Origin of the sequence: Halosimplex rarum (assembly GCF_047715405.1) — an archaeon.
In the GTDB taxonomy this organism is placed as follows: Archaea; Halobacteriota; Halobacteria; order Halobacteriales; family Haloarculaceae; genus Halosimplex; species Halosimplex rarum.
Map to the genome: position 1 here is coordinate 2,911,554 of NZ_CP180412.1, position 23,589 is coordinate 2,935,142.

24 protein-coding genes are annotated in these 23,589 nt (G+C 71.0%); 18 read left to right on the top strand and 6 right to left on the bottom strand.

Annotated elements, in window-relative coordinates; translation table 11 throughout:
- Positions 1-72: 72 nt before the first annotated feature.
- From ACMGFH_RS13975 to ACMGFH_RS13990, 4 genes are all read left to right on the top strand, one after another.
- A complete protein-coding gene (locus ACMGFH_RS13975) occupies positions 73-1,212 on the top strand; it encodes a lysostaphin resistance A-like protein (protein ID WP_415379056.1) in 1,140 nt (379 codons plus the stop codon).
- Between the two features lie 118 nt (positions 1,213-1,330).
- Positions 1,331-3,592 (top strand): CocE/NonD family hydrolase, encoded by a 2,262-nt coding sequence (locus tag ACMGFH_RS13980; protein ID WP_415379057.1) that lies wholly within the window; start codon positions 1,331-1,333, stop codon positions 3,590-3,592.
- Between the two features lie 95 nt (positions 3,593-3,687).
- On the top strand, positions 3,688-3,939 hold the full coding sequence (locus ACMGFH_RS13985; RefSeq protein WP_415379058.1) for a hypothetical protein: 252 nt from the start codon (positions 3,688-3,690) through the stop codon (positions 3,937-3,939).
- Positions 3,940-4,017: 78 nt separating this feature from the next.
- Positions 4,018-5,082 carry an aldo/keto reductase gene (locus ACMGFH_RS13990; protein WP_415379059.1) on the top strand — a complete coding sequence of 355 codons (1,065 nt, stop codon included), beginning with the start codon at positions 4,018-4,020 and terminating at the stop codon, positions 5,080-5,082.
- A gap of 374 nt (positions 5,083-5,456) precedes the next feature.
- Here the strand turns inward: ACMGFH_RS13990 and ACMGFH_RS13995 are convergent, their stop codons facing one another.
- Complete coding sequence (locus ACMGFH_RS13995) at positions 5,457-6,290, bottom strand: hypothetical protein (protein WP_415379060.1); 834 nt, start codon at positions 6,288-6,290, stop codon at positions 5,457-5,459.
- A gap of 212 nt (positions 6,291-6,502) precedes the next feature.
- Here ACMGFH_RS13995 and ACMGFH_RS14000 point away from each other — a divergent pair, with 212 nt between their 5' ends.
- The 3 genes from ACMGFH_RS14000 to ACMGFH_RS14010 all read left to right on the top strand — a co-directional run bounded on the left by ACMGFH_RS14000 (position 6,503) and on the right by ACMGFH_RS14010 (position 11,489).
- Positions 6,503-8,023: a PGF-CTERM sorting domain-containing protein gene (locus ACMGFH_RS14000; protein WP_415379061.1), complete on the top strand. Its 1,521-nt coding sequence runs from the start codon at positions 6,503-6,505 to the stop codon at positions 8,021-8,023.
- A 267-nt stretch (positions 8,024-8,290) separates the two neighbouring features.
- Positions 8,291-9,826, top strand: coding sequence for a PGF-CTERM sorting domain-containing protein (locus ACMGFH_RS14005; RefSeq protein WP_415379062.1), 1,536 nt, complete (start codon positions 8,291-8,293; stop codon positions 9,824-9,826).
- A gap of 100 nt (positions 9,827-9,926) precedes the next feature.
- The gene (locus ACMGFH_RS14010; protein WP_415379063.1) at positions 9,927-11,489 is read left to right on the top strand and encodes a hypothetical protein; all 1,563 of its coding nucleotides are present in this window, start codon (positions 9,927-9,929) and stop codon (positions 11,487-11,489) included.
- A 26-nt stretch (positions 11,490-11,515) separates the two neighbouring features.
- On the opposite strand, the gene ACMGFH_RS14015 is transcribed toward ACMGFH_RS14010, so the two are convergent.
- On the bottom strand, positions 11,516-13,147 hold the full coding sequence (locus tag ACMGFH_RS14015) for an amidohydrolase (RefSeq protein ID WP_415379064.1): 1,632 nt from the start codon (positions 13,145-13,147) through the stop codon (positions 11,516-11,518).
- A 111-nt stretch (positions 13,148-13,258) separates the two neighbouring features.
- Here ACMGFH_RS14015 and hmgA point away from each other — a divergent pair, with 111 nt between their 5' ends.
- From hmgA to ACMGFH_RS14030, 3 genes are all read left to right on the top strand, one after another.
- Positions 13,259-14,506 (top strand): hydroxymethylglutaryl-CoA reductase (NADPH), encoded by a 1,248-nt coding sequence (gene hmgA / locus ACMGFH_RS14020; protein WP_415379065.1) that lies wholly within the window; start codon positions 13,259-13,261, stop codon positions 14,504-14,506.
- A 156-nt stretch (positions 14,507-14,662) separates the two neighbouring features.
- The gene (locus tag ACMGFH_RS14025) at positions 14,663-14,836 is read left to right on the top strand and encodes a hypothetical protein (RefSeq protein ID WP_415379066.1); all 174 of its coding nucleotides are present in this window, start codon (positions 14,663-14,665) and stop codon (positions 14,834-14,836) included.
- 134 nt (positions 14,837-14,970) lie between these two features.
- Complete coding sequence (locus ACMGFH_RS14030; protein WP_415379067.1) at positions 14,971-15,354, top strand: hypothetical protein; 384 nt, start codon at positions 14,971-14,973, stop codon at positions 15,352-15,354.
- 38 nt (positions 15,355-15,392) lie between these two features.
- Here the strand turns inward: ACMGFH_RS14030 and ACMGFH_RS14035 are convergent, their stop codons facing one another.
- Together ACMGFH_RS14035 and ACMGFH_RS14040 are read right to left on the bottom strand one after the other, a co-directional pair.
- Positions 15,393-15,767: a hypothetical protein gene (locus ACMGFH_RS14035; RefSeq protein ID WP_415379068.1), complete on the bottom strand. Its 375-nt coding sequence runs from the start codon at positions 15,765-15,767 to the stop codon at positions 15,393-15,395.
- 70 nt (positions 15,768-15,837) lie between these two features.
- A complete protein-coding gene (locus ACMGFH_RS14040) occupies positions 15,838-16,359 on the bottom strand; it encodes a DUF5817 domain-containing protein (RefSeq protein ID WP_415379069.1) in 522 nt (173 codons plus the stop codon).
- A gap of 117 nt (positions 16,360-16,476) precedes the next feature.
- On the opposite strand from ACMGFH_RS14040, the gene ACMGFH_RS14045 reads away from it, so the two are divergent.
- Positions 16,477-18,162: a GAF domain-containing protein gene (locus ACMGFH_RS14045; RefSeq protein ID WP_415379070.1), complete on the top strand. Its 1,686-nt coding sequence runs from the start codon at positions 16,477-16,479 to the stop codon at positions 18,160-18,162.
- On the opposite strand, the gene ACMGFH_RS14050 is transcribed toward ACMGFH_RS14045, so the two are convergent.
- Both ACMGFH_RS14050 and ACMGFH_RS14055 read right to left on the bottom strand, forming a co-directional pair.
- A complete protein-coding gene (locus ACMGFH_RS14050; protein ID WP_415379071.1) occupies positions 18,142-18,882 on the bottom strand; it encodes a uracil-DNA glycosylase in 741 nt (246 codons plus the stop codon). The genes ACMGFH_RS14045 and ACMGFH_RS14050 overlap by 21 nt on opposite strands.
- A gap of 6 nt (positions 18,883-18,888) precedes the next feature.
- Positions 18,889-19,458, bottom strand: a complete 570-nt coding sequence (locus ACMGFH_RS14055) for a metal-dependent hydrolase (RefSeq protein ID WP_415379072.1) — start codon at positions 19,456-19,458, stop codon at positions 18,889-18,891.
- A 176-nt stretch (positions 19,459-19,634) separates the two neighbouring features.
- Here ACMGFH_RS14055 and ACMGFH_RS14060 point away from each other — a divergent pair, with 176 nt between their 5' ends.
- The 7 genes from ACMGFH_RS14060 (at position 19,635) to ACMGFH_RS14090 (ending at position 23,398) form a co-directional block, all read left to right on the top strand.
- A complete protein-coding gene (locus ACMGFH_RS14060; protein WP_415379073.1) occupies positions 19,635-20,207 on the top strand; it encodes a DUF5810 domain-containing protein in 573 nt (190 codons plus the stop codon).
- A 24-nt stretch (positions 20,208-20,231) separates the two neighbouring features.
- Complete coding sequence (locus tag ACMGFH_RS14065; RefSeq protein ID WP_415379074.1) at positions 20,232-20,696, top strand: DUF5809 family protein; 465 nt, start codon at positions 20,232-20,234, stop codon at positions 20,694-20,696.
- Between the two features lie 69 nt (positions 20,697-20,765).
- A complete protein-coding gene (locus ACMGFH_RS14070) occupies positions 20,766-21,221 on the top strand; it encodes a hypothetical protein (RefSeq protein WP_415379075.1) in 456 nt (151 codons plus the stop codon).
- Positions 21,218-21,811 (top strand): NUDIX hydrolase, encoded by a 594-nt coding sequence (locus tag ACMGFH_RS14075; RefSeq protein WP_415379076.1) that lies wholly within the window; start codon positions 21,218-21,220, stop codon positions 21,809-21,811. Before ACMGFH_RS14070 ends, ACMGFH_RS14075 begins: the two co-directional genes overlap by 4 nt.
- Positions 21,808-22,374, top strand: a complete 567-nt coding sequence (locus tag ACMGFH_RS14080) for an NUDIX hydrolase (RefSeq protein ID WP_415379077.1) — start codon at positions 21,808-21,810, stop codon at positions 22,372-22,374. Before ACMGFH_RS14075 ends, ACMGFH_RS14080 begins: the two co-directional genes overlap by 4 nt.
- Positions 22,371-22,973: an NUDIX hydrolase gene (locus ACMGFH_RS14085; protein ID WP_415379078.1), complete on the top strand. Its 603-nt coding sequence runs from the start codon at positions 22,371-22,373 to the stop codon at positions 22,971-22,973. The genes ACMGFH_RS14080 and ACMGFH_RS14085 overlap by 4 nt, the downstream gene beginning before the upstream one ends.
- 62 nt (positions 22,974-23,035) lie before the next feature.
- The gene (locus ACMGFH_RS14090) at positions 23,036-23,398 is read left to right on the top strand and encodes a rhodanese-like domain-containing protein (RefSeq protein WP_415379079.1); all 363 of its coding nucleotides are present in this window, start codon (positions 23,036-23,038) and stop codon (positions 23,396-23,398) included.
- Positions 23,399-23,589: the final 191 nt, after the last annotated feature.

A 23,589-nucleotide genomic window follows, 5' to 3' on the forward strand; every position in this document is an offset into this window, starting at 1 on the left:
GGGGAGCACCCGTCCGACCGTCGGCCGCCCGCGTCCCCGGCGCTTATGCCACGCAGAACCGATCGGGGAACTATGGCTGCTGCTCGCACTCTGCGCGGCCTCCTCTGGAACGACGACGAGGACCGGCCGCGGGCGATCTGGCGGCTCGGTCTCGCCGCAGTCCTGCTTCTCGTCGGCGGGATCGCCGGCGTCGCCCTCGCGTCGGGACTGGTGGCGCTGGCACCGAGCACGGCACCCCCGACCGTCGTCGCGCTCGTCACCGTCGCGGCGCGAACGCTCGAGATGGCGGGTTTCGTCGGCGGGATCCTCGCGGCCGCGTGGCTGATCGACCGCCGTCGCCTCGTCGACCTGGGACTGGGACGCTCGCGCGACTGGTGGGCGGACCTGGCGTTCGGCCTCGCGCTCGGCGTCGCCCTCCCGGCGCTCGTGTTCGCGCTCGAACTCGCGGCCGGGTTCCTGCGGGTGACCGGCACGCTCGTCTCCCGGGCCGACCCCTCGCTGGCCGTCGGGCCGGGCGTTCCTGTCGCCCTCGCGCTGGCGCTCACGTTCGCGTTCTTCGTCGGCGTCGGCCTCTTCGAGGAACTCCTCTTTCGCGGCTACCTCCTGACGAACGTCGCCGAGGGGCTCGACGGCTGGCTCGGCGTCGGCCGGCGCGGCGCGCTCGCGGGGGCCACCGCGGTCTCCAGTCTCGCGTTCGCCGTCGGGCACGGGATGAACCCGAACGTGACGCCGCTCGCAGTGGCGAACATCGCGCTGTTCGGCGGCCTGTTTGCCGCGAGCTACCTCCTGACAGAGCGCATCGCCGTCGCCGTCGGCGTCCACGTCACCTGGAACTTCTCGATCGCCTCCGTGTTCGGCTTCCCCGTCAGCGGGTTCACGACCCCTGCGACGGTCGTCGCCGTCGAGCAGTCCGGCCCCGAACTGGTGACCGGCGGATCGTTCGGCCCGGAGGGCGGCCTCGTCACCCTCGTCGCGTTCGTCGCCGGCGCCACCGCGCTGGCGTGGTGGGTGCGGCTGCGCGAAGGCGCGCTCCGCTGGCGAGCCGCCGTCGCGCGACCGACGCTGCGCCGCTCCGAGCGCGCGGACCACCGAAGCGATGCGGCCGCGGACGCCGACAGTGACGGCCCCGGGACCGCGGATGTCGACGACGAGACCGCGGATACCGCCGACGGCGACGCGGCGACCGGCGGCCCCGAACCCGACACGGAGTAGCCGTCAGCGGGTCGCCCGCACCCGAGCGGCTGACCGCGACGACGGTGGACGGACCGTTACATAAAAACGGGTTTGACCTTCCGAAACGGCGATAGGTCGACCGTCGGTACCCCGACGTATGTCGAACGAGGACAACGAGGTGGACGCCGGGGCTCACACCGGATCGACGGACGTGGAAGCCGTCTCTCGGCGGCAGATGCTCGCGTCGGTGACCGCGACGACTATCGGCGCGAGCGCGTTCGCCGGCCGGTCGGTCGCAGCGCCGGTCAGGGTCGACGGCGCGGTCGGGGACGCACGCGATACCGACGGGGTCGCGGCGGTCCGGGACGAGGCCTGGGTGGAGACCGACGTCGACACGGATGAGGACGACGAGTCCGACCGGATCCACGTCAGGGTGTCGCGGCCGGAATCGACCGACGAAGGGGACCAGCTGCCGGTACTCGCGGTCGCGAGCCCGTACTACGGCGAACAGACCCACAGCGACGCGACCGAGGAGATGTACTACGACCGGGCGATCGGACCGTCCGCGAGCGCGGGGGGCGACGGAGCCGAGGGGACCACCGCCGGCGCGAGCGAGGCCCGAGCGGCGGCCGGCGTGAGTGAGAACCGGCGGCACTCGGTCGGCGACGCGACGGGGCGCGCGGACGCCTTCGAACGGCGGTATCTCCAGCAGGGGTACGCGATCGCGCGCATCTCCTCGCTCGGGACGGCCAGGTCGACGGGCTGTTACACCGCCGCGGGGCCGCCGACGATCGAGGCGCTCGAATCGGTCGTCGACTGGTTCAACGACCGCGCGACGGCGTACGACGCGCCGACCGGCGGGGAGGCTGTCACCGCCGACTGGACGAACGGCCGGACGGGGATGATCGGCGCGTCGGCGCTCGGCGAACTCGCGAACGGCCTGGCCACGACCGGCGTCGACGGGCTCGAAGCCGTCGTTCCCCAGGCCGCCAACATCGGCCAGTACGGGCTGTTTCGCGCGAACGGGACGCCGATCTCCGTCGTCCCGGACGGGAGCCCGGGGATGACCGACCTGGGGACGTGGGTGCAGGCCAGCAACGCCCAGCGGCCCGACTGCGAGCGCTGGACCGGGATCGTCGAAGACGGCCAGGACCACGAGACCGGCGACTACAACGACTTCTGGCACGAGCGGACGTTCCTCACCGACGCCGATTCGGTCGAGTGCGCCGTCCTGCTGACTCACGCGGTCGACGACCCAATCGTCAAGCCGAACAACGTCGCGGACTGGTACGAGACGCTCGGCGAGCGCGACGTGCCGCTGAAACTCTGGCTGCACGAGGGCGGGCACACCTCGCCCAGGGGCCGAGCCTGGGAAGCCCTGCTCGACCGCTGGTGGGCGCACTGGCTCAAAGACGTCGACAACGGCGTCATGGACGAGGACCCGGTGACGGTCGTCCGCGGCGGCCCGTCGCCTGCCGAGGACTCGCCGGAGACCTACGAGGAGTGGCCCGTCCCGGGCGCCGAACCGACGACCGTCCGGTTCGGCCCGGGAGGTGCGACATCTGGCTCCGTGACGATGGACGAGTCCGAGACGGGGACGGAGTCGCTCGTCGACGACCCCTCGGTTCTCGCATCGGACCTCGTCGAGGCCGCCGAGTCCGACCACCGGTTGCGCTACGAGACGCCGCCGCTGTCGGAGTCGGTCCACGTCAGCGGCCGGGTCGTCCCCTCGCTGTCGCTGTCGTTCGACGAGCCGACAGTCGTCAGCGCGGCGCTCGTGGAGTACACCGACTCGGGGGCCGAGATCGTCACCCGCGGCTGGGCCGACCCGCTCAACCGCCCGAGCTACGGCGAGTACGACGCGCCGCTGGCCTACCGCGAGTCGCTGCGCGAATCCGAGCCGCTGGGTCCCGACGAACAGGTGAACGTCGAGTTCCCGTTGCAGGCGACCGACCACGTCTTCGAGTCGGGGTCGCGGATCGGCGTGGTCGTCTACGCGAGCGACCGCGAGTTCACGCTCCACCCGCCCGGGAACCGGTCGGTGGAGCTCTCGCTGGCCGACAGCGCCGTCGACCTCCCGGTCGTCGGCAGCGAGTCCGCACTCGCCGCGGCGATGGGCGACGAGACCGGCGACGGCACGGCGACCGACGAGACGGCGACCGACGAGACGACGACAGACGAACCGACGACCGAACCGACGGAGACGACCGCCGCCTCGACGGACGAGGAGCCGTCCGAGACGACCGACCGGTCCACCGAGACGGCGACGACCGGCGACAACGAGCCGGCCGACGGCACCGACGAGCCGTCCGGGGCGACCACGAGCGACGGCGGGCCGGGCTTCGGCGTCGGCGCCGCGCTGGCCGGCCTGGCCGGACTCGGCGGGTTACTCCACAGAGACGCCGACGACGGGGACTGAGCGACGGCACGAGCGCGGTTGGAGGGTGCGATCGATTCTTTACTCGGACCCGACTCAGAGGGGGCTTATGTGGACGGCCATCCACGTTCCTGGTAATGACAGAGCTGTACGCGATCCAGCGCGAGATACTCGAGTTCCTCGACGAGCAGTCCACCGCGGACACGACCGCGATCCGTCGACGACTCGCCTACGACGCCGACGTGACCGTCACGTACGACGCGCTGGAACCGCACCTCGACCGACTCGAAGCGAGCGGTCACATCGAGTCGGCGGGTGCCGACGAATCCGGGGCGACCTACTACCGCCCCAGCGAGTCGGCCGTCCAGCCCCGGACCGCCAGCGACTGAGTCGACCCCGGCGAGCCGACGCACCGAGGCCCGCGCGCAACCGCGGCGGCTAAGTGAACCGACTCCCAATTCGCGGACATGGACCACCGCGAACTCGGTTCTTCGGGCGTCGAGGTCAGCGAAGTCGGCTTCGGCGCGTGGGTCGTCGGCACCGACTGGTGGGGCGACCGCACGCGCGATCAGGCCGTCGACATGCTGCACCACGCGATCGATCAGGGAATCACCTACTTCGACACGGGCGACGTGTACGGCCACGGCGACAGCGAGGAACTCGTCGGCGAGGCCCTCGGCGAGTTCCGCGACGAGGTCACCGTCTCCACGAAGGTGGGATACGACTTCTACAACAACCCCCAGGCCGGCCACGGCGAACTCCCCAAGCGGGTCGACCCCGACTGGATCGAGACGGCGCTCGACCGCTCGCTCGACAGACTGGACATGGAGTACGTCGACCACCTGATGCTCCACAACGTCAACGTCGGCGAGATCGGCACCGACGTGCTCGAAGTCCTCGACCAATTGCAGGACTCGGGCCGCGTCGACTCCGTCGGCTGGGCGCTCGGTCCCTCGATCGGCTGGCTCGCCGAGGCCGAGATGGCCGTCGAGGAGGGCTTCGACGCCGTCCAGCTCGTGTTCAACGTCTTCGAGCAGGTGCCGGGCCGTCACGCCATCGAGACGATCCGCCAACTCGACGCAGACACGAGCGTCATCCCCCGAGTTCCCCACTCCTCTGGACTCCTGAACGAGCAGGTCACCCCCGAGACCGAACTCGGCGAAGGCGACCACCGCGCCCACCGGCCCGACGAGTGGTACGAGACGGGCTGGGAGAAGGTCGAGGCGCTTCGATTCCTCGAGGATCCGGACCACGCCGAAGGCACGCGCACGATGGGCCAGGCGTCGATCCAGTGGCTGCTGGGCCACGACGAGGTTGCGTCGGTCACGCCCACCTTCCGGACGACCGACGACATCGACGAGTGGGCCGCGGCCCCGGACACCCCCGCGCTCTCCGACGCCGAGATGGAGCGAGTCGAGGAACTCTACCAGAACAACTTCGGGATCGACCGCGACGACGGCATGGACGCCCTGCGTTCGTCGGTCGGCGGCGCCGACCTCGAAGACACCGGCATGAAGTCCGCCGGCGACTGAGAGCGCTCCCCCACTGCTCCGTCACCGGCGTCTCCGAACGGTCCGACTCTCGCCCGTCGGCGCTCACCGACCCGCCGGCGCGTCGCGACGAGCCCAGACCGCGGCCGATACGTGCGAGGGACCCTCCGTTTCGACACCAGTTCGCAACCCCTTGGTTTCCACTGAACGGGCCGCTATGGCCCGTTCTCGGCCGAACCCCTCCGTTTCGAGTCGAACCCCGCTCACGTGATGGGATTTCTGCAGCATACTTCCACTTTCACTCGCGGCGTCAGACGGTCGTCATACGCGTCGTGTACTGCGATCGGCCGCTCACGGGCGTCGAACGGGAGTTCCAGTCGAAATGGCGGTCGTGTGAACGGTCCGCACGCGGCCGGTCAGTCGAGTCGCTCGAACGTTTTCTCGGCCCACTGGACGGCGTATTCGGCGCCGTATTCACGGTAGGCCTCGGTATCGAGCGCGCCGAACGGCGTCGGTAGTTCCGTTCCGCCCGCGCGAGTTTGCGAGTGAGGGCTCGTGGAGCTTCGATCCACAGTGTGTTTGACGGCGGCGCAGGCCAGTTCCGCGGCGTCACCGAAGTCGGTCCGGCCGCGCGCGAGGTCGGCCGAGAGGTCGGCCAGGCGGGGTTCGAGGCGCTCACCGGCGTCGACCCACGCGTCGAACAGGTCCGGATGCGTTTCCTCCCAGTCGGCGAAGATTTCGCGGGTGTGCAGGCCCAGATAGGCGTCGTAGAGCGCGGCCGCGAGCTGGTAGGTCCCGGTGGGGTCGAGGCGCCCCTCGACCGCCGTCGCGAGGTCGCGGTAGCGCTCGCCGAAGAAGCCCAGGAAGTGTTCGGGCACGTCGAGGCCGACCTCGACGAGCGCTTCCGCGACGAGGAGGTCGACGAAGGCGTCCGGCGACCCCTCCAGCCGGGGTTTGACGAGGACCACCGGCGGCTGGGTCTGGTGCGTCCAGGCGACGCCGCCGTCCCCGGGCGCACCGACGGTCAGGTCGTCGCTCGCGTAGCGCCGGAGTATCTCGGGGGTGTCGGCGGGAAGCCACTCCTCCGGGTACGACCGGGGTTCGAACGAGTCGGTGAGCAGGGCGAGGTCCTCGGCCTGCGCGGAGGGGAGCGTCTCGAAGTCTCTGGCGCAATCGAGGACGACCGCGCCGGGCGCGTGCTCGTCTCGCACGGCTTCCAGGGCGGCCGACAGATCGCGTTCGCTGAACATCAGTCGGCCCCTGCGAGCGTTGTGACCGCGCGTGCGTCGCGCTCGACCGCGGCGAGGTCGCTGTTCGGCGAGGGAGTCATATCCGTCGAGAGGGGTCGTCCGGAGTAAACCCCACCGGTCCGGACCGCCTTCCCGTCTCGACCGCGACCGCTCGCCGCCCGGGGATTTCGGCGCGAGGGTTTATCAGTGAAGGCGGGGCCACGCTCCGATGTATGGTGGACGACGTTTCGCGGCGGGGCGTCCTGCTGTCGGCGGGCGCCGCGCTGTCGGGGGGTATCGCGACGGGAATCGGGTCCGGAACGGTGACGGCCGGGACCGACGGACGGGGCCAGGACGAGGTCCCGCCAGTCCGCTGGCACGAGACCGTCGACAACGACAACATGGACAAACTGATCGGGATCGGCACCGCGGAGGGGCAGCTCACCGTCGACGGGTACAGCGGGGTCGTGTACGAATCGGTCGATCCGTGGGCGGCCACGGTCGACGCCACCGACGGATCGCTCCGTTCGCAGACGCGAGTCGACGTCGACGGGCAGTTCCTGACGCAGGCGTCCGCGCCGCTCGCGGAGGGCGGTCGGGTCTTCCTCGGGAGACACACGGAGGAGCCCGACGCCGACGACGCGACCACGGAACCGACGCTCGTCGGGACGAACGGGGACGGCGGGACGGCGTGGCGCAGAGCCTTCGAACCGCCGTTCGAACTGTTTCAGGTGACCGACCTCGCCGCCGACCCGACCGGCGGCGCGGTCTTCGTCGGCTACTCCCTCGACATCGACAACCCGAACACGTGGGCCGCGGCCGTCGACGCCGAGGGGGAGACCCGATGGGAGCGGCGACTCGCCGGGTTCTTCGCCACGTTCGCGACCGGCATCGAACCCACGGGAGACGGCTATCTCGTCTACGGGAACGCGATGCGAGGCGAACAGTGGGACTTCGACCGACAGGACGGCTGGGCGGCGAAGATCGGACCGACGGGCGACCCGCAGTGGTCAGAGCGGTATCGGCAGCGCTCGGGGGGCGGCCAGAGCGAGTATCACCGCTTCACCGACGTGGTCGAGACGGAATCGGGGTACCTGCTCGTCGGCGATCTCGCCCCGAGCGCCGACGACGCGGCGGCTCGCGGCTGGGCGGTCACCGTCGACTCGGACGGCCAACGGCTGTACACCGCCCTCGACCGCCCCGGGACGGATGGCGGCGGCGAGTTCGTCGCTGCCGTCCCGTACGGCGACGGGTACGCGCTCGTGGGATCGACCTACCGGAGCGAGGAACGGCTAGTCGAGATACCCTGGGTCCGTTGCGTCGACGCCTCGCTCTCGAATAACTGGGAGGCGCTCGACCCGCTCGGGCGGCCCGCCATCGTCCGCGACGCGGTCGCGACGAGCGACGGAGGCGTCGCGCTTACTGGCAACCACGACACCGTAGACGGGTGGACCGACCCGTTCGTCGCGAAACTCGGCGGCGACCCAGTCGAGACGCCCACGCCGTCCCCGACGCCGACGCCTACACCGACGCGAACGCCGTCACCGACACCCACGGCCACGCAGTCGTCGGCGCCCACCGAGTCTGGCGCGCAGCCCTCGACCCGGACGCCGACCGAGGCGGACGAGGCCGCCGCGGGCCCCGACACGACCGCCGGTGACGGCCCGGGGTTCGGCGTCAGTGGCGCGCTGGCGGCGCTATGCGGCGGGACGCTGCTCTCTCGGTGGCGACGGGAGCCGACCGACGAGGAGTGACCCCGACCGGAGAACCGCGCGCTCCCGGTCGCCCCCCTACGAGAGGAAGACGAGGACGAGCGCGATTGCCAGGGCGGCGGCGATGCCGATCGTACCGAGCGTGAACTTCGTCGCGTAGCTCATGGACGGCGGTTCAGTGGCGAGCGACCTAAAGCCCTCGTTCCCGGTCGGCCCTCGGCGGTCCCGACGGTGGACAATGAATGAGCACGCAGTCCGACCCCCGGGAAACGGCCCCGTTTATCTACGGCCCGACACAACGATGACAGTATGACGCGCGATCTGTCGCGACGGAGTCTGCTCGCATCGGGGGGTGCGCTGTTCGCGGGGTCGGCGGTCGCGGCCGGCGTCGGAGCGGCCGACGCCCACGAGTCCGCGACGGACCCCCCACCGCTCCGGTGGTCGAACACTTACGACGGCGCCACCGCGGACGCCGTCCAGGGCGCGCTCCGGACGGCCGACGGGAACTACGTCGTCGTCGGTCAGTCCGGGGAGGGGACCGACAGCGTCGCGCCGTGGGCGTTCGCCATCGACGAGCGCGGCCGCCGCCGCTGGCAGCGGCGGGTCGACACCGACGACGTCGCGGGGTTCAACGCGGTCGTCGAGACTGACGACGGCGGCCTCCTCCTGGGCGGGTACCGCGGTCAGCCGAGCCAGAGCCAGGAACCGCTGTTCGTCAAGCTGGACGCCGACCGCGAGATCCAGTGGCAGCGGACGGTCGAATCGCCGCGGCAGGGCGGCAACGTCGCCTCGCTCGTGCCCGCGGGTTCGGGGCGGTTCGTCGCCATCGGACTCGCTCGCGGCGACTCCCTTCCCGACGTCTCCGGATGGATCTTCGCGGTCGACGGCGCGGCCGAGCGGCAGTGGAGCCGGACGTACGGGCCGCGCCACACCAACTTCGTCGCGAGCGTCGCGTCGACCACGGACGAGGGGTACGTCGTCGGCGGAGGGACGCGGGCCGAGCCGACGGAGAACGAACAACCGCCGTTCGTCGGGTGGCTGTTCGAAGTCGACGACGAGGGGAACCAGCAGTGGTCGTCGACCTATCGCGAGTCGACCGAGGAGACCGACCACCGGCTGAACTTCTTCTACGACGTGCACGCGACCGATTCGGGATGCCTGGCCGCGGGCGGGACGTCCCGGGATCGGCTGGGGCGGGAGCAGTACGGCTGGGTCCTCTCGGTCGACGGGAGCGGCGAGCGGCAGGGACAGTTGCAGACGCGACCGGCGGAGATGGACGTCGGACAGTTCCAGGGGATCCGGCCCTTCGAAGGAGGGTACGCGCTGGTGGGCGTCGGACGGCCGACGGCGACCGACCCCACCAGCGTCTGGGCGGCCGGTATCGACGGCGAACTCGCGCGCCAGTGGTCCGCGGTCCAGCAGTTCGCGAACGGGAGCCAGGCGACCACCGCGCTCGGGACCGACGACGACGGATTGGTGGTGTTCGGGAACGCCAACGTGGAAGGCGGACGGACGGCGACGGACGCCCTCGCCCTGCAACTCGGGGGCGACCCCGTCCCCACGGCGACAACGGGCGTGACGACGGGGGAGACGACGACCGCGACGGCCACGCCATCGCCGACACCGTCTCCGACCGCGACGGCGTCGCCCTCGCCGACTGCCACAGCGAGCACCACCGAAACCGAATCAGTCACGCAGGCGCCGGCGGTCGGGGACGGCGCCGCGGGGACGACGGCGGACGACGGCCACGGGTTCGGGGCGGGCGTCGCGCTCGCCGCGCTCGGCGGGAGCGCCCTCCTTCGACGCACTCGCCGGTCGCACGGCCACGGGTCGGACGAAGCGTAGGGTCGAGGTCGAACGAGGCGGGGAGGCGACGACGACCGTTCGCACGCTCTCGACGGAACATAGTGTCACTTATCTGTTGGCTCGTCGAACTCGCGCCCGTATGGACAGCGATCTGACGCGACGTCGCCTGCTGGCGTCGGCCGGACTCGCCGTCTCGGCCGGCGCCGCTTCCGTCGCGGGAGCGACGGGGACGGACCGGCTCGAAGCGCCCTCCAGCCGCGCAGCGAATCAGCCGGAGGTCCGCTGGAACCGGTCGTACGGACCGCGCAGTTACAACAGCGCCACCAGCGTGCTCGAAACCGACGATGGCGACCTCGTCGCGCTCGGGAGCGTCCAGGAGTCGCAGTACGGCTCCGGGGCCGGCTGGCTGTTCTCCGTCGACCGGGCGAGCGGCGAGGGCCGGTGGAGCCACTTCATGGAACGCGGCGAGGAGTCGTTCGCGGCCACTGCGATCGCCGAGGCCGACGACGGGTTCGTCCTGCTGGGCGGGGGACTCCAGGGGGAGCAGATCGCCCTCCGGAAGGTCACGGCCGACGGCGAGCGGTCCTGGCGGCAGACGTACGGACCCTCGATCGACGGCGAAACCCCCAGAATGGCCGGCTTCGAGTTACAGGCCGTCGACGACGGCTACCTCGTCGGCGGCTACGTCCTCCAGCAGACGGAGACGACGACCGCCGAGTCGGCGACCGCGTTCGCCCTCAAGGTCGACGCCGAGGGGACCGAACAGTGGCGCCACCGGTTCTTCGAGGACCACCTCTCCGGGCTCCAGTCGATCGTCGTCGACGGCGACGGCTACGTCGCGAGCGGCGTGATCCAGAACCCGCCCGAGAGCGACGGCGACCGACCTACCGTGAAGACCGTCCTCTTCCGGTTCGACGAGAGCGGGTCGATCGACTGGCGGACCCAGATCACCGAGGGGACCGAGGGGGAGCCGAACCAGTCGAACCAGGTCGTCGACCATGCCGCGACGGCGGAGGGCTACCTCCTCGTCGGGCTGACCGGATCGAGCTTCGAAACGTCGGCCTGGGTCGTCGCGACCGACGAGTCGGGGTCGGTCCGGACCTCGCGGACCGTCGATCCCGAGGAGTCGGATCAGCGGCTCACGCTGGGGAGCGTCGCCGGTGACGGCGACACCGCCTACGTCACTGGGTCGCTCGTGAACCGGGCGAGCCAGGAGTCGAGCGCCTGGCTGGGCGAATTTAGCGAGAGCACCGAACTGAACTGGTCGGTCGAACCGGCTCGCAAACAGACCAACGCGTTCCAGGACGTCGTCGTGACGAGCGACGGCGGCATCGCGGTGGTCGGCCGGGCCCTCACCGACGAGGAGAACGCTGACACGCCGGGCGAAGCCTGGCTCGTCAAACTCGGCGGCGAGCCCGCGCCGACGCAGGCGCCCACCACGGACTCGGAGGACACGCCGACGCCCTCGCCGACGCCGACCGCCTCGCCCACCCCGACCCCGACGGCCGAACCGACCGCGACGCCGACCGAGATGGCGACTGCGACCGCGACGGCGACCCCGGTCCCCGAGGACGACCAGACCGAGACGACCTCCGGCGGCGGCCCCGGATTCGGGGTCGGCACCGCGCTGGCCGCGCTCGGCGGCGGCGCGCTCGCGCGAAAGTGCGGGCTGACATCCGGTTCGAACGCCGACGAGGACTGACCGCGGGGAAGGGACCTGACTGCCCGCTACGCGGTCCGGTCGAAGACGACCTCACCGCCGACGATCGTCGCTCGGACGTCGACGTCGGCGATAGCCCCCGGATCGACGGCCCACGGCGACCGGTCGAGGACGACGAGATCGGCGAGCTTGCCGCGTTCGACGGACCCGAGACGGTCCTCGTCGAAGCCGGCGTGGGCGGCGCCGCTGGTGTAGGCCCGCAGCGCGTCGGTGACCGAGAGCCGCTGCCGGTCGTCCGGCGCGGTCACGGCCTGCTGCACCCCGTAGAGGGGGTCGAGCGGCATGCAGTCGCTCCCGAACGCGAGCGCGGCGCCCGACGACAGCAGTTCGGCGAAGCGGTTCGAGGCCAGGCGGCGCTCGTCGCCGAGTCGCTCGGCGTACAGCCCGCCTTCGCGCGCCCACTTCAGGAAGTTCGGTTGCATCGAGGCGACGACGTCGCTCTCCGCGATCCGGGCGACGAGGTCGTCGGTCAGCACCTCGGCGTGTTCGATCCGGTGGCGCTTCCCGTCGGCTGACTCGAAGGCGTGCAGCGCGGCCCGGATCGCCTCGTCGCCGATCGCGTGGGCGGCGACCTGCAAACCAGCGTCGTCCGCGCGAGCGACGACATCCCGGAGTTCCTCCGGGTCGACGACCCACTGCCCGCGGTGCTCGTCTTCGATATCGAACTCACCGCCGTCGTTGCCGCCTGCACCGGAGTCTCCGCCGTCGTTGCCGTCGGCATCGGCGCTGCCGCCGTCGGCGTACGGTTCGGAGAGCTTCGCGGTGCGGCCGCCGATAGAACCGTCGGTGTAGGTCTTGATCGCGCCGGTCCGCACGCGCTCGCTCCCGTGGTTCGTCCGGAGGCCGAGTTCTTCCACTGCGTCGAGGTGGTCGGCCCAGTAGTTGATCCGGACCCGCAGGGAGAGTTCGCCGACGCGGTCGAGTTCGCGGTAGACCGCCGGCGCTTCCGACCGGCGGACCATGTCGTGGACGCCGACGACGCCGAGTTCGTTCGCGCGCTCTGTGGCGGCGTGGACGGCCCGGCGCATCGCGGCGCGGTCGGGTTCGATGGCCGCCCACAGGGCGTCGAGCGCGTCCTCGACGACGACCCCCGTCGGTTCGCCGCCGCGCGTCTGCACGTCGCCGTCGGGCATCTCGCCACGCAGGCGGTCGAGCGCGACCGAATTCAGCGACGCGAGGTGCATGTCCTCGCGGACGGCCGCGACGGGTCGCGCCTCGCTCACTTCGTCCAGATCCTGGGCGGTCAGGTATCGAGAGTCGTCCCACGCGCTCTCGTCGTACCCGAAGCCCAGGACCCACTCGCGGTCGGGACCCGACGTTTCGGGGTCGGTCTCGGCGGCGTAGTTCACCAGCAGTTCAACCGCGTCGGCCGGCGACTCGGCGGCGGCGAGGTCGGCGTTGACGAGCCGTCGGCCGACCATCGGCAGGTGCGTGTGCGCGTCGACGAACCCCGGGAGGACGACCCGGCCGCCGCAGTCCCGGACGGTGGTCTCGACGCCGGCGAGGTGGGTCACGTCCTGGGCTTTCCCGACCGCGACGATCCGACCGTCCCTGACCGCCAGCGCCTGGCTCGTCTCGTCCGGGTCGGTCAGCGCGTGTACCTCCGCGTTCGTGAGGACCAGATCCGCGGCCGCTGTCATGGTCGGATCGCGGGTCCGTGTCGGCGTAAGCGTTCGGGGATGTCGGCGATTCGGGCGGCGACCCGGTCCGGGACAGCAACTGTTAGGGGCGTCGACCGCGAGCCTCCGGGCATGACCGACGACTCCGACGCCGCGGGCGCGTCCGGCGAGGCCGACCCAGAAACCCTCGCCGACCGCGTCACCGACGGCGACCTGCGCCTCTACGAGCTCGAAGACCACGCCGACGCCGAGACGGCCGCGACCGCCCGCCGACTGATCGTCGAGCGCGAGACGGGCGTCGACCTCTCGGCCACGGGCGACTACACGTTCGCCGCCGAGAACACTGAATCCAACATCGAGAACCTGATCGGCGGTGCCCAGTTACCGGTCGGCATCGCCGGACCCGTTGCAGTTCACGGCGAGTCCGCCGACGGCGATTTCTACCTCCCCATCGCGACCACCGAGGGCGTACTCGTGGCGAGCGTCAATCGCGGCTGTTCGGCCATCTCTGCCGCGGGCGGCGCGACGACCCGGATCACGAAGCGGGGGATGACCCGCGCCCCGGTCTTCCGCGTCGCCGGTGTCTCCGAGGGCGCGGAGGTCGCCGAGTGGGTGGAGGCCAACGAGGACCGACTCGCCGAGGCCGCGGAGTCGACGACGAGCCACGGCCGCCTCCAGTCGGTCACGCCCTACCTCGTCGGTGACTCCGTCTTCCTGCGGTTCTCCTACGACACCGGCGACGCCAACGGGATGAACATGGCGACCATCGCCACCCGCGCCGCGGCCGAGGTCGTCGAGGAGGAGACCCCCGCCTCCCTGGTTGCGCTCTCGGGTAACCTCTGCGTCGACAAGAAACCAGCCGCCATCAACGCCGTCGAGGGCCGCGGCCACACCGTCACGGCCGACGTGACCATCCCCCGGGAGACCGTCGAGGAGCGGTTCGGCACGACCCCCGAAGCCATCGAGGAAGCCAACACGCGCAAGAACCTGATCGGCAGCGCGAAGGCCGGAAGCCTCGGGTTCAACGCCCAGGCCGCCAACGTCGTCGCCGGCGTCTTCATCGCCACCGGTCAGGACGAGGCCCACGTCGTCGAGGGGAGCAACTGCATCACGACCGCGGACGCGCGGGAGGACGAACTTTACGCCAGCGTGAACCTCGCCAGCCTCCAGGTAGGGACCGTCGGCGGCGGCACCGACCTGGCGACCCAGTCGGAGATGCTCGACGTGATGGGGTTCGCGGGCGGCGGTGACCCGGTGGGCTCGAACGCCGACGCGCTCGCGGAGGTCATCGCCGCCGGCGCGCTCGCCGGCGAGCTCTCCCTGCTCTCGGCGCTCGCCTCCCGGCACCTCTCCAGCGCCCACGAGGAACTCGGCCGATAGCGCCGGGAACGGCGCCGATTGTTTTTCGCATATTATTTCGTGGCAGAGAGTACGCTTTACTTTCACTTCCACTCCGGTGTTGGCTGGCGTTTACCTTCCGGGCGCCGGTAGTTCGGGTGCGTCCGGCCGGGAGCCCCGGCGGGCGCATCCACACCCATGCGCCGCAACACAGCCGCGGACGCGAACGTCCGCACGACCGACACCGGTGAGAGCGAAAGCGACGACGGGCGACCCGTCCGTCGAGCGACGCGGATCATGCGCCTGGCGAAGCTGACGGTGACGACGCTGGCCGCCCTCGTCGGCGTCGCGAAGGCGCTCGGCCTGCTGTAAGGGGGAAGCGATATCCAACCCGGGTCGCCGCGGCGGTCCGGGGAGTCACCGCCGTCCGATGACGTCACCGCCGCGGTTCGGGGGAATCACCACCGGAGAAAACCCTTTACTGGTCGCTTCCGTCGGTTCGGACCATGGACGACAGAGCACCGATCTACGCGGCGGCCGCGGGCGTCGTCGCGCCGGTCGCGACCGTCCGCCTCGTCGGCGTGGCGATAAACGCCGGCGTCTTGCACCCGATCGTCGGCCTCGTCGTCCTGTTTCTCGTCCCCGTGATGGGCATCCTCTGGATGGTCTCGGCGGCCTGGAACCTCGGCCTGACGGGCTGGGACCCGCTCGACCGGTTCCGCGACCGCGCGACCGTCCGGGAGGACATCCCCTCGCAGTTCCACGACGCCATGGATCACGAGGCGCTCGACGAGCCCAAGCACGAAGGGAAGATACCGACGAACCTGTTCCTCTACGGGATCGCCTACTTCGTCGGCGTCCCGATATTCGCGATCGTATTCATCATCTGAGGGGGCCGGCGCGACGGACGGTCGGCCGATCAGCCGGATCAACCGCTTAGCGCCGACCGGAGGCGTTCGCCGTGGTCGACCCACACCCCGATCGTCGACCCGACGACGGCCAGCGCCATGCCGCCCCAGAAGAGCACGTCCGAGTAGTCCCGGGCGACGCCGACGGCGACGACGGCCAGCCCCGTGGCCGCGATCACCTGTCCCACCGCGTTCAGCCGCTCGCCCAGCACCAGCGAGACGACGCCGAAGCCGACGAACAGGACCGAAAGCAGCGCGTACACCGCGACGAGCCACGCGTCGTCCGGCCCGATTATCGCGAGGGCCGCGGCGACCGCCCCGAGGCTCGCGAGCAACGCGACCGTCCAGGCGTACCAGAACCGCCGGCCGAGCGCTCGGATCGCCTCCGGGTCCATGCGAGTCGCGTTCGCCCGGTCGCCGCAAGTGCTTTTCCCTCCGGTCGGATTACATGACGGTCCCGCGAGCTCACAGCGCCCGGTAGACGCCCCGACTCTCGGTCGCCTCGCCCGCCCGGACGAGTTTGTCGAGCGCTTTGCGTGCGTACTCGGCGTCGACGCCGCGCTCGCCGGCGTACTCGACGACCCCGTCCTCGGTCGCCTCGTCGAGTTCGCGCAGCGCCTCCCGGACGATCTCCTTGCGGCTCTTGCTCGTTCGCGTCTCCGTCGCGCGCTCGCCCGCCTCGGTGACGGCGTCGGCGTCCAGTCCAGAGCCTTCGAGATATTCCGCGTCGGAGGGGCCGACCTCGTCGATCTGGGACTCCATCTCGGCGAAGGAGTCGAGCTCTGCGAAGGCCTCGCCGTGGCCCTGCCGGTTGGCGAGCATCGACGCCCGCACCTCGCGAGCGTGGTTCCTGTCCTCGGTCGAGACGAACTTCTTGCGCTTGGCGTACTGGCGAGTCGTCCCGCAGCGGGGACACTTGCTGGTCTCGGGGCGCCCCTCGACGACCCAGAGCATCGAACAGTCGCTACACCCGACGACGGCGTACATCGGCGGTGGGTTCGCCCCGCTCGGCAATGAACCCTGGGGCATCGAGACTCGCGACCGGTTATCAGCCGTGGATCGCCGGGCGACAATATTTACCCGCCGATCGGCTTGGATAGACCAATGGACCGCGTCTCGAACGAGGCGGGAGGGGGTGCGCTCGCACTCGCGGGCGTCGCCCTCACCGTCTTCCACCTCGCGGAGCTCTACGGGTTGCGGGCGTCCCCCGGACAGTTCACCGTCCAGTTCCTCCCCCCGGCGCTCTCGCTGGCGCTGGCGGCGGTCGGCGTCGAACTGGCCCGCGGACGGCTCGCCACGGACGGCCTCGCCGGCCGGCTGCTGGCGTGGACCGCCGCCGGCTCGGTCGCCCTCGTCGCGCTCGGCGCCTGGGTGTTCGCCGGCGTCGTCGTCAGGGGCTTCCCGCTGATGGACCCGCTGGCCGCGCTGCTCGCCCTCGCCACGTTCGGGGCGCTCGGCGGAGCCCTGGTCGGCGTGTACGACGTAAAGCGACTGGAGCAGGCGCGCTTCCTCGAACGGCTCAACCGGATCAACGACACGCTCCGCATCGCCACCCAGGCGCTGGTCGACGAGACGGACCGGGAGCGGCTCGAACAGACCGTCTGCGAGCGGCTGACCGACTCCGACCCCTACGACGCGGTGTGGCTCGGTCGCTACGACGAAGGCGACGCCGAAGTCCGCCCGGTCGCGTGGTCCGGGTTCGACGACGAGTACGTCGAGTCCATCGTCGTCACCGTCGACGACAGCCCGACCGGCAGCGGCCCGGGCGGCCGCGCGATCAAGACCGGCGAGATCCAGAGCGTCCCCGACGTGTTCGCCGACCCCACGATGGAGCCGTGGTGGGACCTCCTGGAGAGCCACGGGATCACGTCGCTCGCGGTCGTGCCGATCCGCCACGACGACACCGTCTACGGCTTCTTCAGCATCTACACCGAGCGGGACGACGTCTTCGACGACCGCGAGCAGGAGGTGCTCTCGGAACTCGGGGAGACGATCGGCCACGCGATCGCTTCGATCGAGGCCCGCGAACGCCTCGCCAGACGCGAGCGCGAACTCGCCCGCCAGAACGAGCGTCTGGAGGAGTTCGCCGGGGTCGTCTCCCACGACCTGCGCAACCCGCTGAACGTCGCCGCCGGGCGCGTCGAGATCGCCGGGAACGAGCACGAGAGCGAACACCTCGCCGTCGCGACCGACGCGCTGGAACGGATGGAGGAACTCATCACAGACCTCCTGTCGCTCGCCCGGCAGGGAGCGGCCGTCGACGAGCGCGAACAGGCGGACCTGGGCGCCCTCGTCGACCAGGCGTGGGCGACGGTCGATGCCCCCGAAGCGACGCTCCGCATCGACGGCGTCCCCGGGAGCAACGCGACCGGGGGCTCGTCGGAGAGCGGCCCGCAAGAGCGGACCGACGGCGTCCCCGGGAGCAACGCGACCGAAGACGAGCTCGGCGCAGTCGAGTGCGACCCGTCGCGAGTGCGTCAGTTGCTGGAGAACCTCTTCCGCAACGCCGTCGAACACGGCGGCGCGGACGTGACCGTCACCGTCGGTCGGACTGCGGACGGGTTCTTCGTCGCCGACGACGGCCCCGGCGTCCCCGCGGACAGCCGCGACGAGATCTTCGACGTCGGGTTCTCGACCGACGACCGCGGGACGGGCTTCGGGCTGAACATCGTCGAACAGATCGCGCGAGCCCACGGCTGGGACGTCTCCGTCGGCGAGAGCGCCGACGGGGGTGCCCGCTTCGAGTTCACCGGCGTCGGGCCGAACCCGTCAGTCGCCGACCGCGTCTGAGTCGGCGTCCGCCTCCGAGCGCCCCCCTGCGCCGGCGAGCCGCTCCCGGATCGCCTCCACGTACTCCCCGTAGGAGTACCCGAGCCGGCCGATCCAGACCTCCTGGTAGGAGGGGTGGACCAGCGGGAGGAGCGTCGTTTCGAGCCCCTCGCAGTGGACCGGCTCCAGCACCGCGTCGAGGAAGCCGTCGAGCTCGCGGTCGTCGACCGCCAGCACGGACTCGGTCGCGTGTTTCCCGGTGGCGAGGACGGCCACGGGGTCGACCTGCCGGATCTCCTCGACGAGATAGGGGCGGCAGTTCGCTCGCTCTTCGGGGGTGGGCTCGCGGTTGTCGCTGGGGTCGTCAGGGTCCGGCGGGAAGCACTTCACCGCGTTCGTGTAGTAGGCGTCGCCGGCGTAGCCGACGTCGGCGACGAGTTCGCGGACCTTCCGGCCGGAGCGACGCGAGGTGTAGGCCATCCCCGTCAGGTTGCCGCCCCGCCAGCGGTCGGCGTCGGGATCACCCTCGCTCGCGGGTCGTTCCGCTCCCCGCTCGCCGTCACGAGACGCTCCCTGTGGTCGCGTCTCGCCCGCGGCCGGCGCCTCGCCGACGACGACAAGGGCTGCGTCGTCGGGGCCGTTGCCCCACGAGATACACTGGCGGTGCTCGACGAGCGCCGGACAGCGCCGACAGTCCTCGGCGAGGACGTTCCGGTCGGCGGGGTCGGGAAACGAGGGCATGCGTTCTCAGTCGGCACCGATGACGCCGCGCCAGGCGCGGACCGGCCAGGACGCGACGGTCGCGAGGCCGGGGTAGCCGTCGGAGCGCCAGAGGACGAGCGCAGCCGCGGCGAGCAGGAACTCGAAGTACAGTTCCGGCGAGGGCTCGATCAGCGCGAAGTGGGCGGCGAAGCTCTGTTCGACGTCGTACTCGGCCGCCGGGATCGCCGGCCAGAGCAGGAAGCCGACGTGGTGGAACTCCAGGTCGACCAGCGAGTAGAGGGCGTCGCCGAACAGGTGGGTGAGCGCGCCGACCGCGAACGCCACCGCGAGCGGTTCTTCGTCCTCTCCCCTGATCCTGGCGAGACTGTAGAGGAGGGCGACGACCGGGCCGACGACCAGCAGCGAGTGCGACAGCGACCGCCCGGTCGGCAGGACCGAGAGCGTCCACGCGAGCGGCTTGTCCACGAGGTCTGGGGCCTGCGAGGCGACGGCGACGACGAGGGCGGTCGCCGCGGTCGGCCGATGGCCGCGACGGAGTCGCGAGTACAGCGAATAGACGAGGTAGGCCATCGCGAGGTGTCCCCAGGGCCACATCACCGGAGGAGACGGCCGTGGCCTCCTTACGTGTGTCGACTCGCTAGCACGGAGCGGCGACGCCCGGTCGCGGCCGTCGGGTGAGTCGACGTCGAGCGAACGCTCCGGTCGGGGACCGCCGCGACCGCTCGCCCGCTTCTGAAAGGCATATGCGCCTCGCGGCCGTCGGGGCGAGTATGGGCTACGCGTGTCCCGTCTGCGACGATCCACAGGCCGACGCCGAGCACCTCGCCAACCACCTCGCGTTCACGGCGATGCTCCGCGGGGCCGGCCACGAGGCGTGGCTGGACGAGCACGTCGACGACTGGAGCGATCGTTCCCCCGAGGAACTCGCCGAGCGAGTCAGCGAACACGCCGACGAGGAGGAGTTCCCGCAGGTCTTCGAGGACACGACCGGTGGTCACAGGTCGGGCCACGGACACGACCACGGCGCAGGCGGCCACGGACACGGCGGCCACGACCACAGTTCGGGCGGCCACGGACACGGCGAACAGTCGATCGACGCCGTCGAGAACGCGGTCCCGGGCGGTATCGCCGACCTCGACGACGCCGACGGGGACCAGGAGGACGTGCTCGCCGAGGCGCGCGAGCTGACGCGCCGGCGCCGCGAGAACGCGGCGGGCGACGGTGAAGACGCCGGATCGGACAGCGCGGACGGCGGATCAGACGGTGAGGACGGCGATGGCGACGGGGGCCATGGCTCCGACGACGCCGCTCGCGACGGCGACGAGGAAACCGGGAGTTCCTAAGTCCCCGCGGGCGAACCGACGGGCATGGACACCGAGGGGACGATCGCGCCGGCGACCGCCGAGGAGGCGCGCGAGCGCTACCGGGCGCTCGGGTCGACGGCGCAAGTGGTCGTCAAGGAAGTCGCGAAGGCGATGGCGATGGACGCCGACGAGTACGGCGAGCGGGTCACGAGCGACGTGGTCGAGACCGCCCGCGACGCGCTGTTCGCCTCGATGCTCGAAGTGCACGTCGGGACGCGCGAGGAATTCGACGAGTGGACCGCCGAGCACGACGCGTTCGCGGTCACGGAGGTCGGGAGCGAACACGTCGACAACGCCGTCTGGCACGTCGCGCCGGCGGCGGAGACCGTCGTCGCCGCGACCTTCCAGGACGAGCGCGAGGCCGCCGTCGGGACGCTCCGCCGGCAGGCGTTCGGCCGCGTCTATCGAGATATCGTCGCGAGCGACGGAGACGACGGGTCCGAGAACGCGTCCGAGTCCGACGAGTGAGCGGCCGGACGGCGCTCGGCCGTCGGCGCGTATCCGTGGCGTTTTCACCGGCTCGTCCGTAGCGCCGGTATGCGACCGGTCACCCGCAACGCTGTTCTCCTCATTCTGGCCGTGCTCGTCGCGCTGCTCGCGCTGGGTACCCTCCCCTCCTTGCTCGGGAGCGGCGACCCCTACTATCTGACCGCAGAGCCCGTCGACGGCGGGAACGCGTCGGCGAACGAGTCAGCGGGAACGAACGGCTCCGCGGCGGTGAACGGCTCTGCGGCGGCCGTCAACGCGAGCGCCGCGGTGAACGGCTCGGCGCTCTCGGAGCGGCGCTTTCCCTACACGACCGAGGCGCTGCGCAACGGCACGTCCGAGCCCTACCGCAAGGGACCGTGGGGCATCAAGGAGACGTTCACGCACTCGCCGTTCGACGAGCGCGACGCGTTGGCGGCGCGCAACGCGACAGCGGTCACCGAAGACGGCGTCCTCGTCTCCTACAACGGCACGCTTTACCGGGTCGCGGTCGGACAGCGCGTATGAGCGACCGCGACGACGCCGATGGATCCGACCGTGCGGACGCCGACGGCCCGACGCGCGAACCGGCCCACGAGTGGCGAGTCGTCGACCGCGAGACCGAGTACGAGACCGACTGGTACGACGGCGGCTACGATCGCGTCGAACAGCCGGACGGCACCGAGAAGGACTACTACTGGGCCGAGTTGCCCGACGCGGTCGTCGTCGTCGCGCGCACCGGCGACGAACTCGTCCTCGTCGACCAGTACCGGCCCGTGATCGGCGAGCAGTGCCTCGAACTCCCCGCCGGCATCGTCGAGGACGGGGAATCGTTCACGACCGCCGGCGCCCGCGAGCTGCGCGAGGAGACCGGCTTCGACCCCGCCGGCGTCTCCCTGATCGAGGACTTCTGGTGCGCGACCGGCGTGCTCCGCCACCGCCGGGGCATCGTCTTCGCCGAGGGGCTCGAACCGACCGAGCGCGACCTCGACGGCAACGAGTTCCTCTCGGTGACGACCGTCCCGATCGACGACGCGCTCGACGTGGCGCGGCGCCAGCCCGCCAACGACGCCACCATCGAGGGGGTGCTCCTCGCCCGCGAGGAGGGGCTGTTGTGACGCTGCCAACCCCGCCCTGGGAGGACGACGATCCCGCGTGGCCGGTCCGCGAGGAGGTCGTCGCGTGGGAGACGCCGTTCTGCGAGGCGGGCTACGACCTGATCGAGCGGCCGGGCGGCACCGAGGCCGAGTACTACTGGCTTTCCTCGGCCGACGCAGCGGCCGTGGTCGCGATCACCGAGCGTGGAAAACTCGTGCTCGTCGAACAGTACCGCCCCCGATACCGGCAGCGGTCGCTGGGCCTCCCGGGCGGGTTCGTCGAGGACGGAGAGGACCCCGCGGCCGCCGCCGCGCGCGAACTGCGCGAGGAGACCGGATACGTCGCGGAGGACCTCTCCCATCTCGAAACCCACACGCTGTCGCCGTGGACGCGCTACGTCCGCCACGTGTTCGTCGCCGACGGCCTGGACCGGGCCGAGCGAGACCTCGACGACGGTGAGTTCATCGACGTCGAGACCGTCCCGGCCGACGAGGCTATCGACCGATTGCGCGAGCGCGAAGGTCCGTCGAAGGGGATCACGCTCACCGCGCTGCTCCTCGCCCGCGAGGAGGGGGTGCTGTGAGCGGCGAGGACGGCGTGCCGACTCGGTCGAGCGCGGAGGCGCTGGCCGACCCGCCGGCGGACGCGGGCGCCGACTGGACGCACCTGGACACCGAAATCGTCTGGGAGAACCCTTACTTCATCGCCGGCTACGACGAGGTCGAACAGCCCGACGGCGAGCGGGGCCGCTACTACTGGATCGACCCCGGCGACTTCGTCGCCGTCGTCGCCGAGACCGACGCGGGCGAGGTCGTCCTGCTCGAACAGTACAGTGTCCGACTCGACCGGTCGCTGCTGACCTGCCCCGGCGGTGCGGTGGACGAGGGCGAGTCCTTCGTCGAGGCCGGGGTGCGCGAGTTGCGTGAGGAGACCGGCTTGCGCGCCGGCGAGGCCGAGTTCCTCGAAGCCTACGAGCCGACCGCCTGGACCCGGATGACGCAGGCCGTCGTCTACGCGACCGACCTCGAACCCGGCACCCCCGATCTAGAGAGCGGCGAGGACATCGACGCGTTCACCGTCCCCGCCGACGAGGCGGTCGCGGCCGTTCGGGCCAGGGAGTGCCCCTTCGGCGGCGGTCTCACACCGCTGCTCGTCGCCCGCGAGGAAGGACTGCTGGACTGACGGGACTCGGTCGAGAGAGTCCGACGAACCTATGGCGGCCGGTCACGGATCGGGATCCAACGATGGACGGCGAGATCTCCGGCGAGGAACTGCAGGAGTTTCTGGACGAGGCCGAAGACGGCGACCTCCGGATCGTGGACATCCGGAACCCCGGCTCGTTCGAGCGCGGCCACATCCCCGGCAGCGAGAACATCCCAGCGAACCAGCTGACCGACCGCGTCGAGGAACTCGACGGCGCCGAGCGCGTCGTGACGGTCTGTCCGATGGGCAAATCCAGCGTTCAGGCCGCTCGCCTCGTCGGTTCGTACGAGGGCGTCGACGGCCCGGTCGAGAGCCTCGCGGACGGGCTGAACGCCTGGGACGGCCCGCTCGAAGCCGCCGAATCGACCGGCGAGTCGGGCGACGAATCGACTGCTCCGTTCTGAGCCGCCTCGTGGCTCGCCGCACGCGCCGACCCCAGAGCGGCCGCTCTGGGGTCGGAGAGACGGTGGCTCGGGAAAACGCCTCGTCACAAGGGGCTCAGTGGGGGTAACTGCTCGTCATCGCCACCAATTCGGTGTAGACGTTCCCCAGTGAAAAGCGCAAGTATGTGCGGCCGCCGGCAGTACCCGGAGCA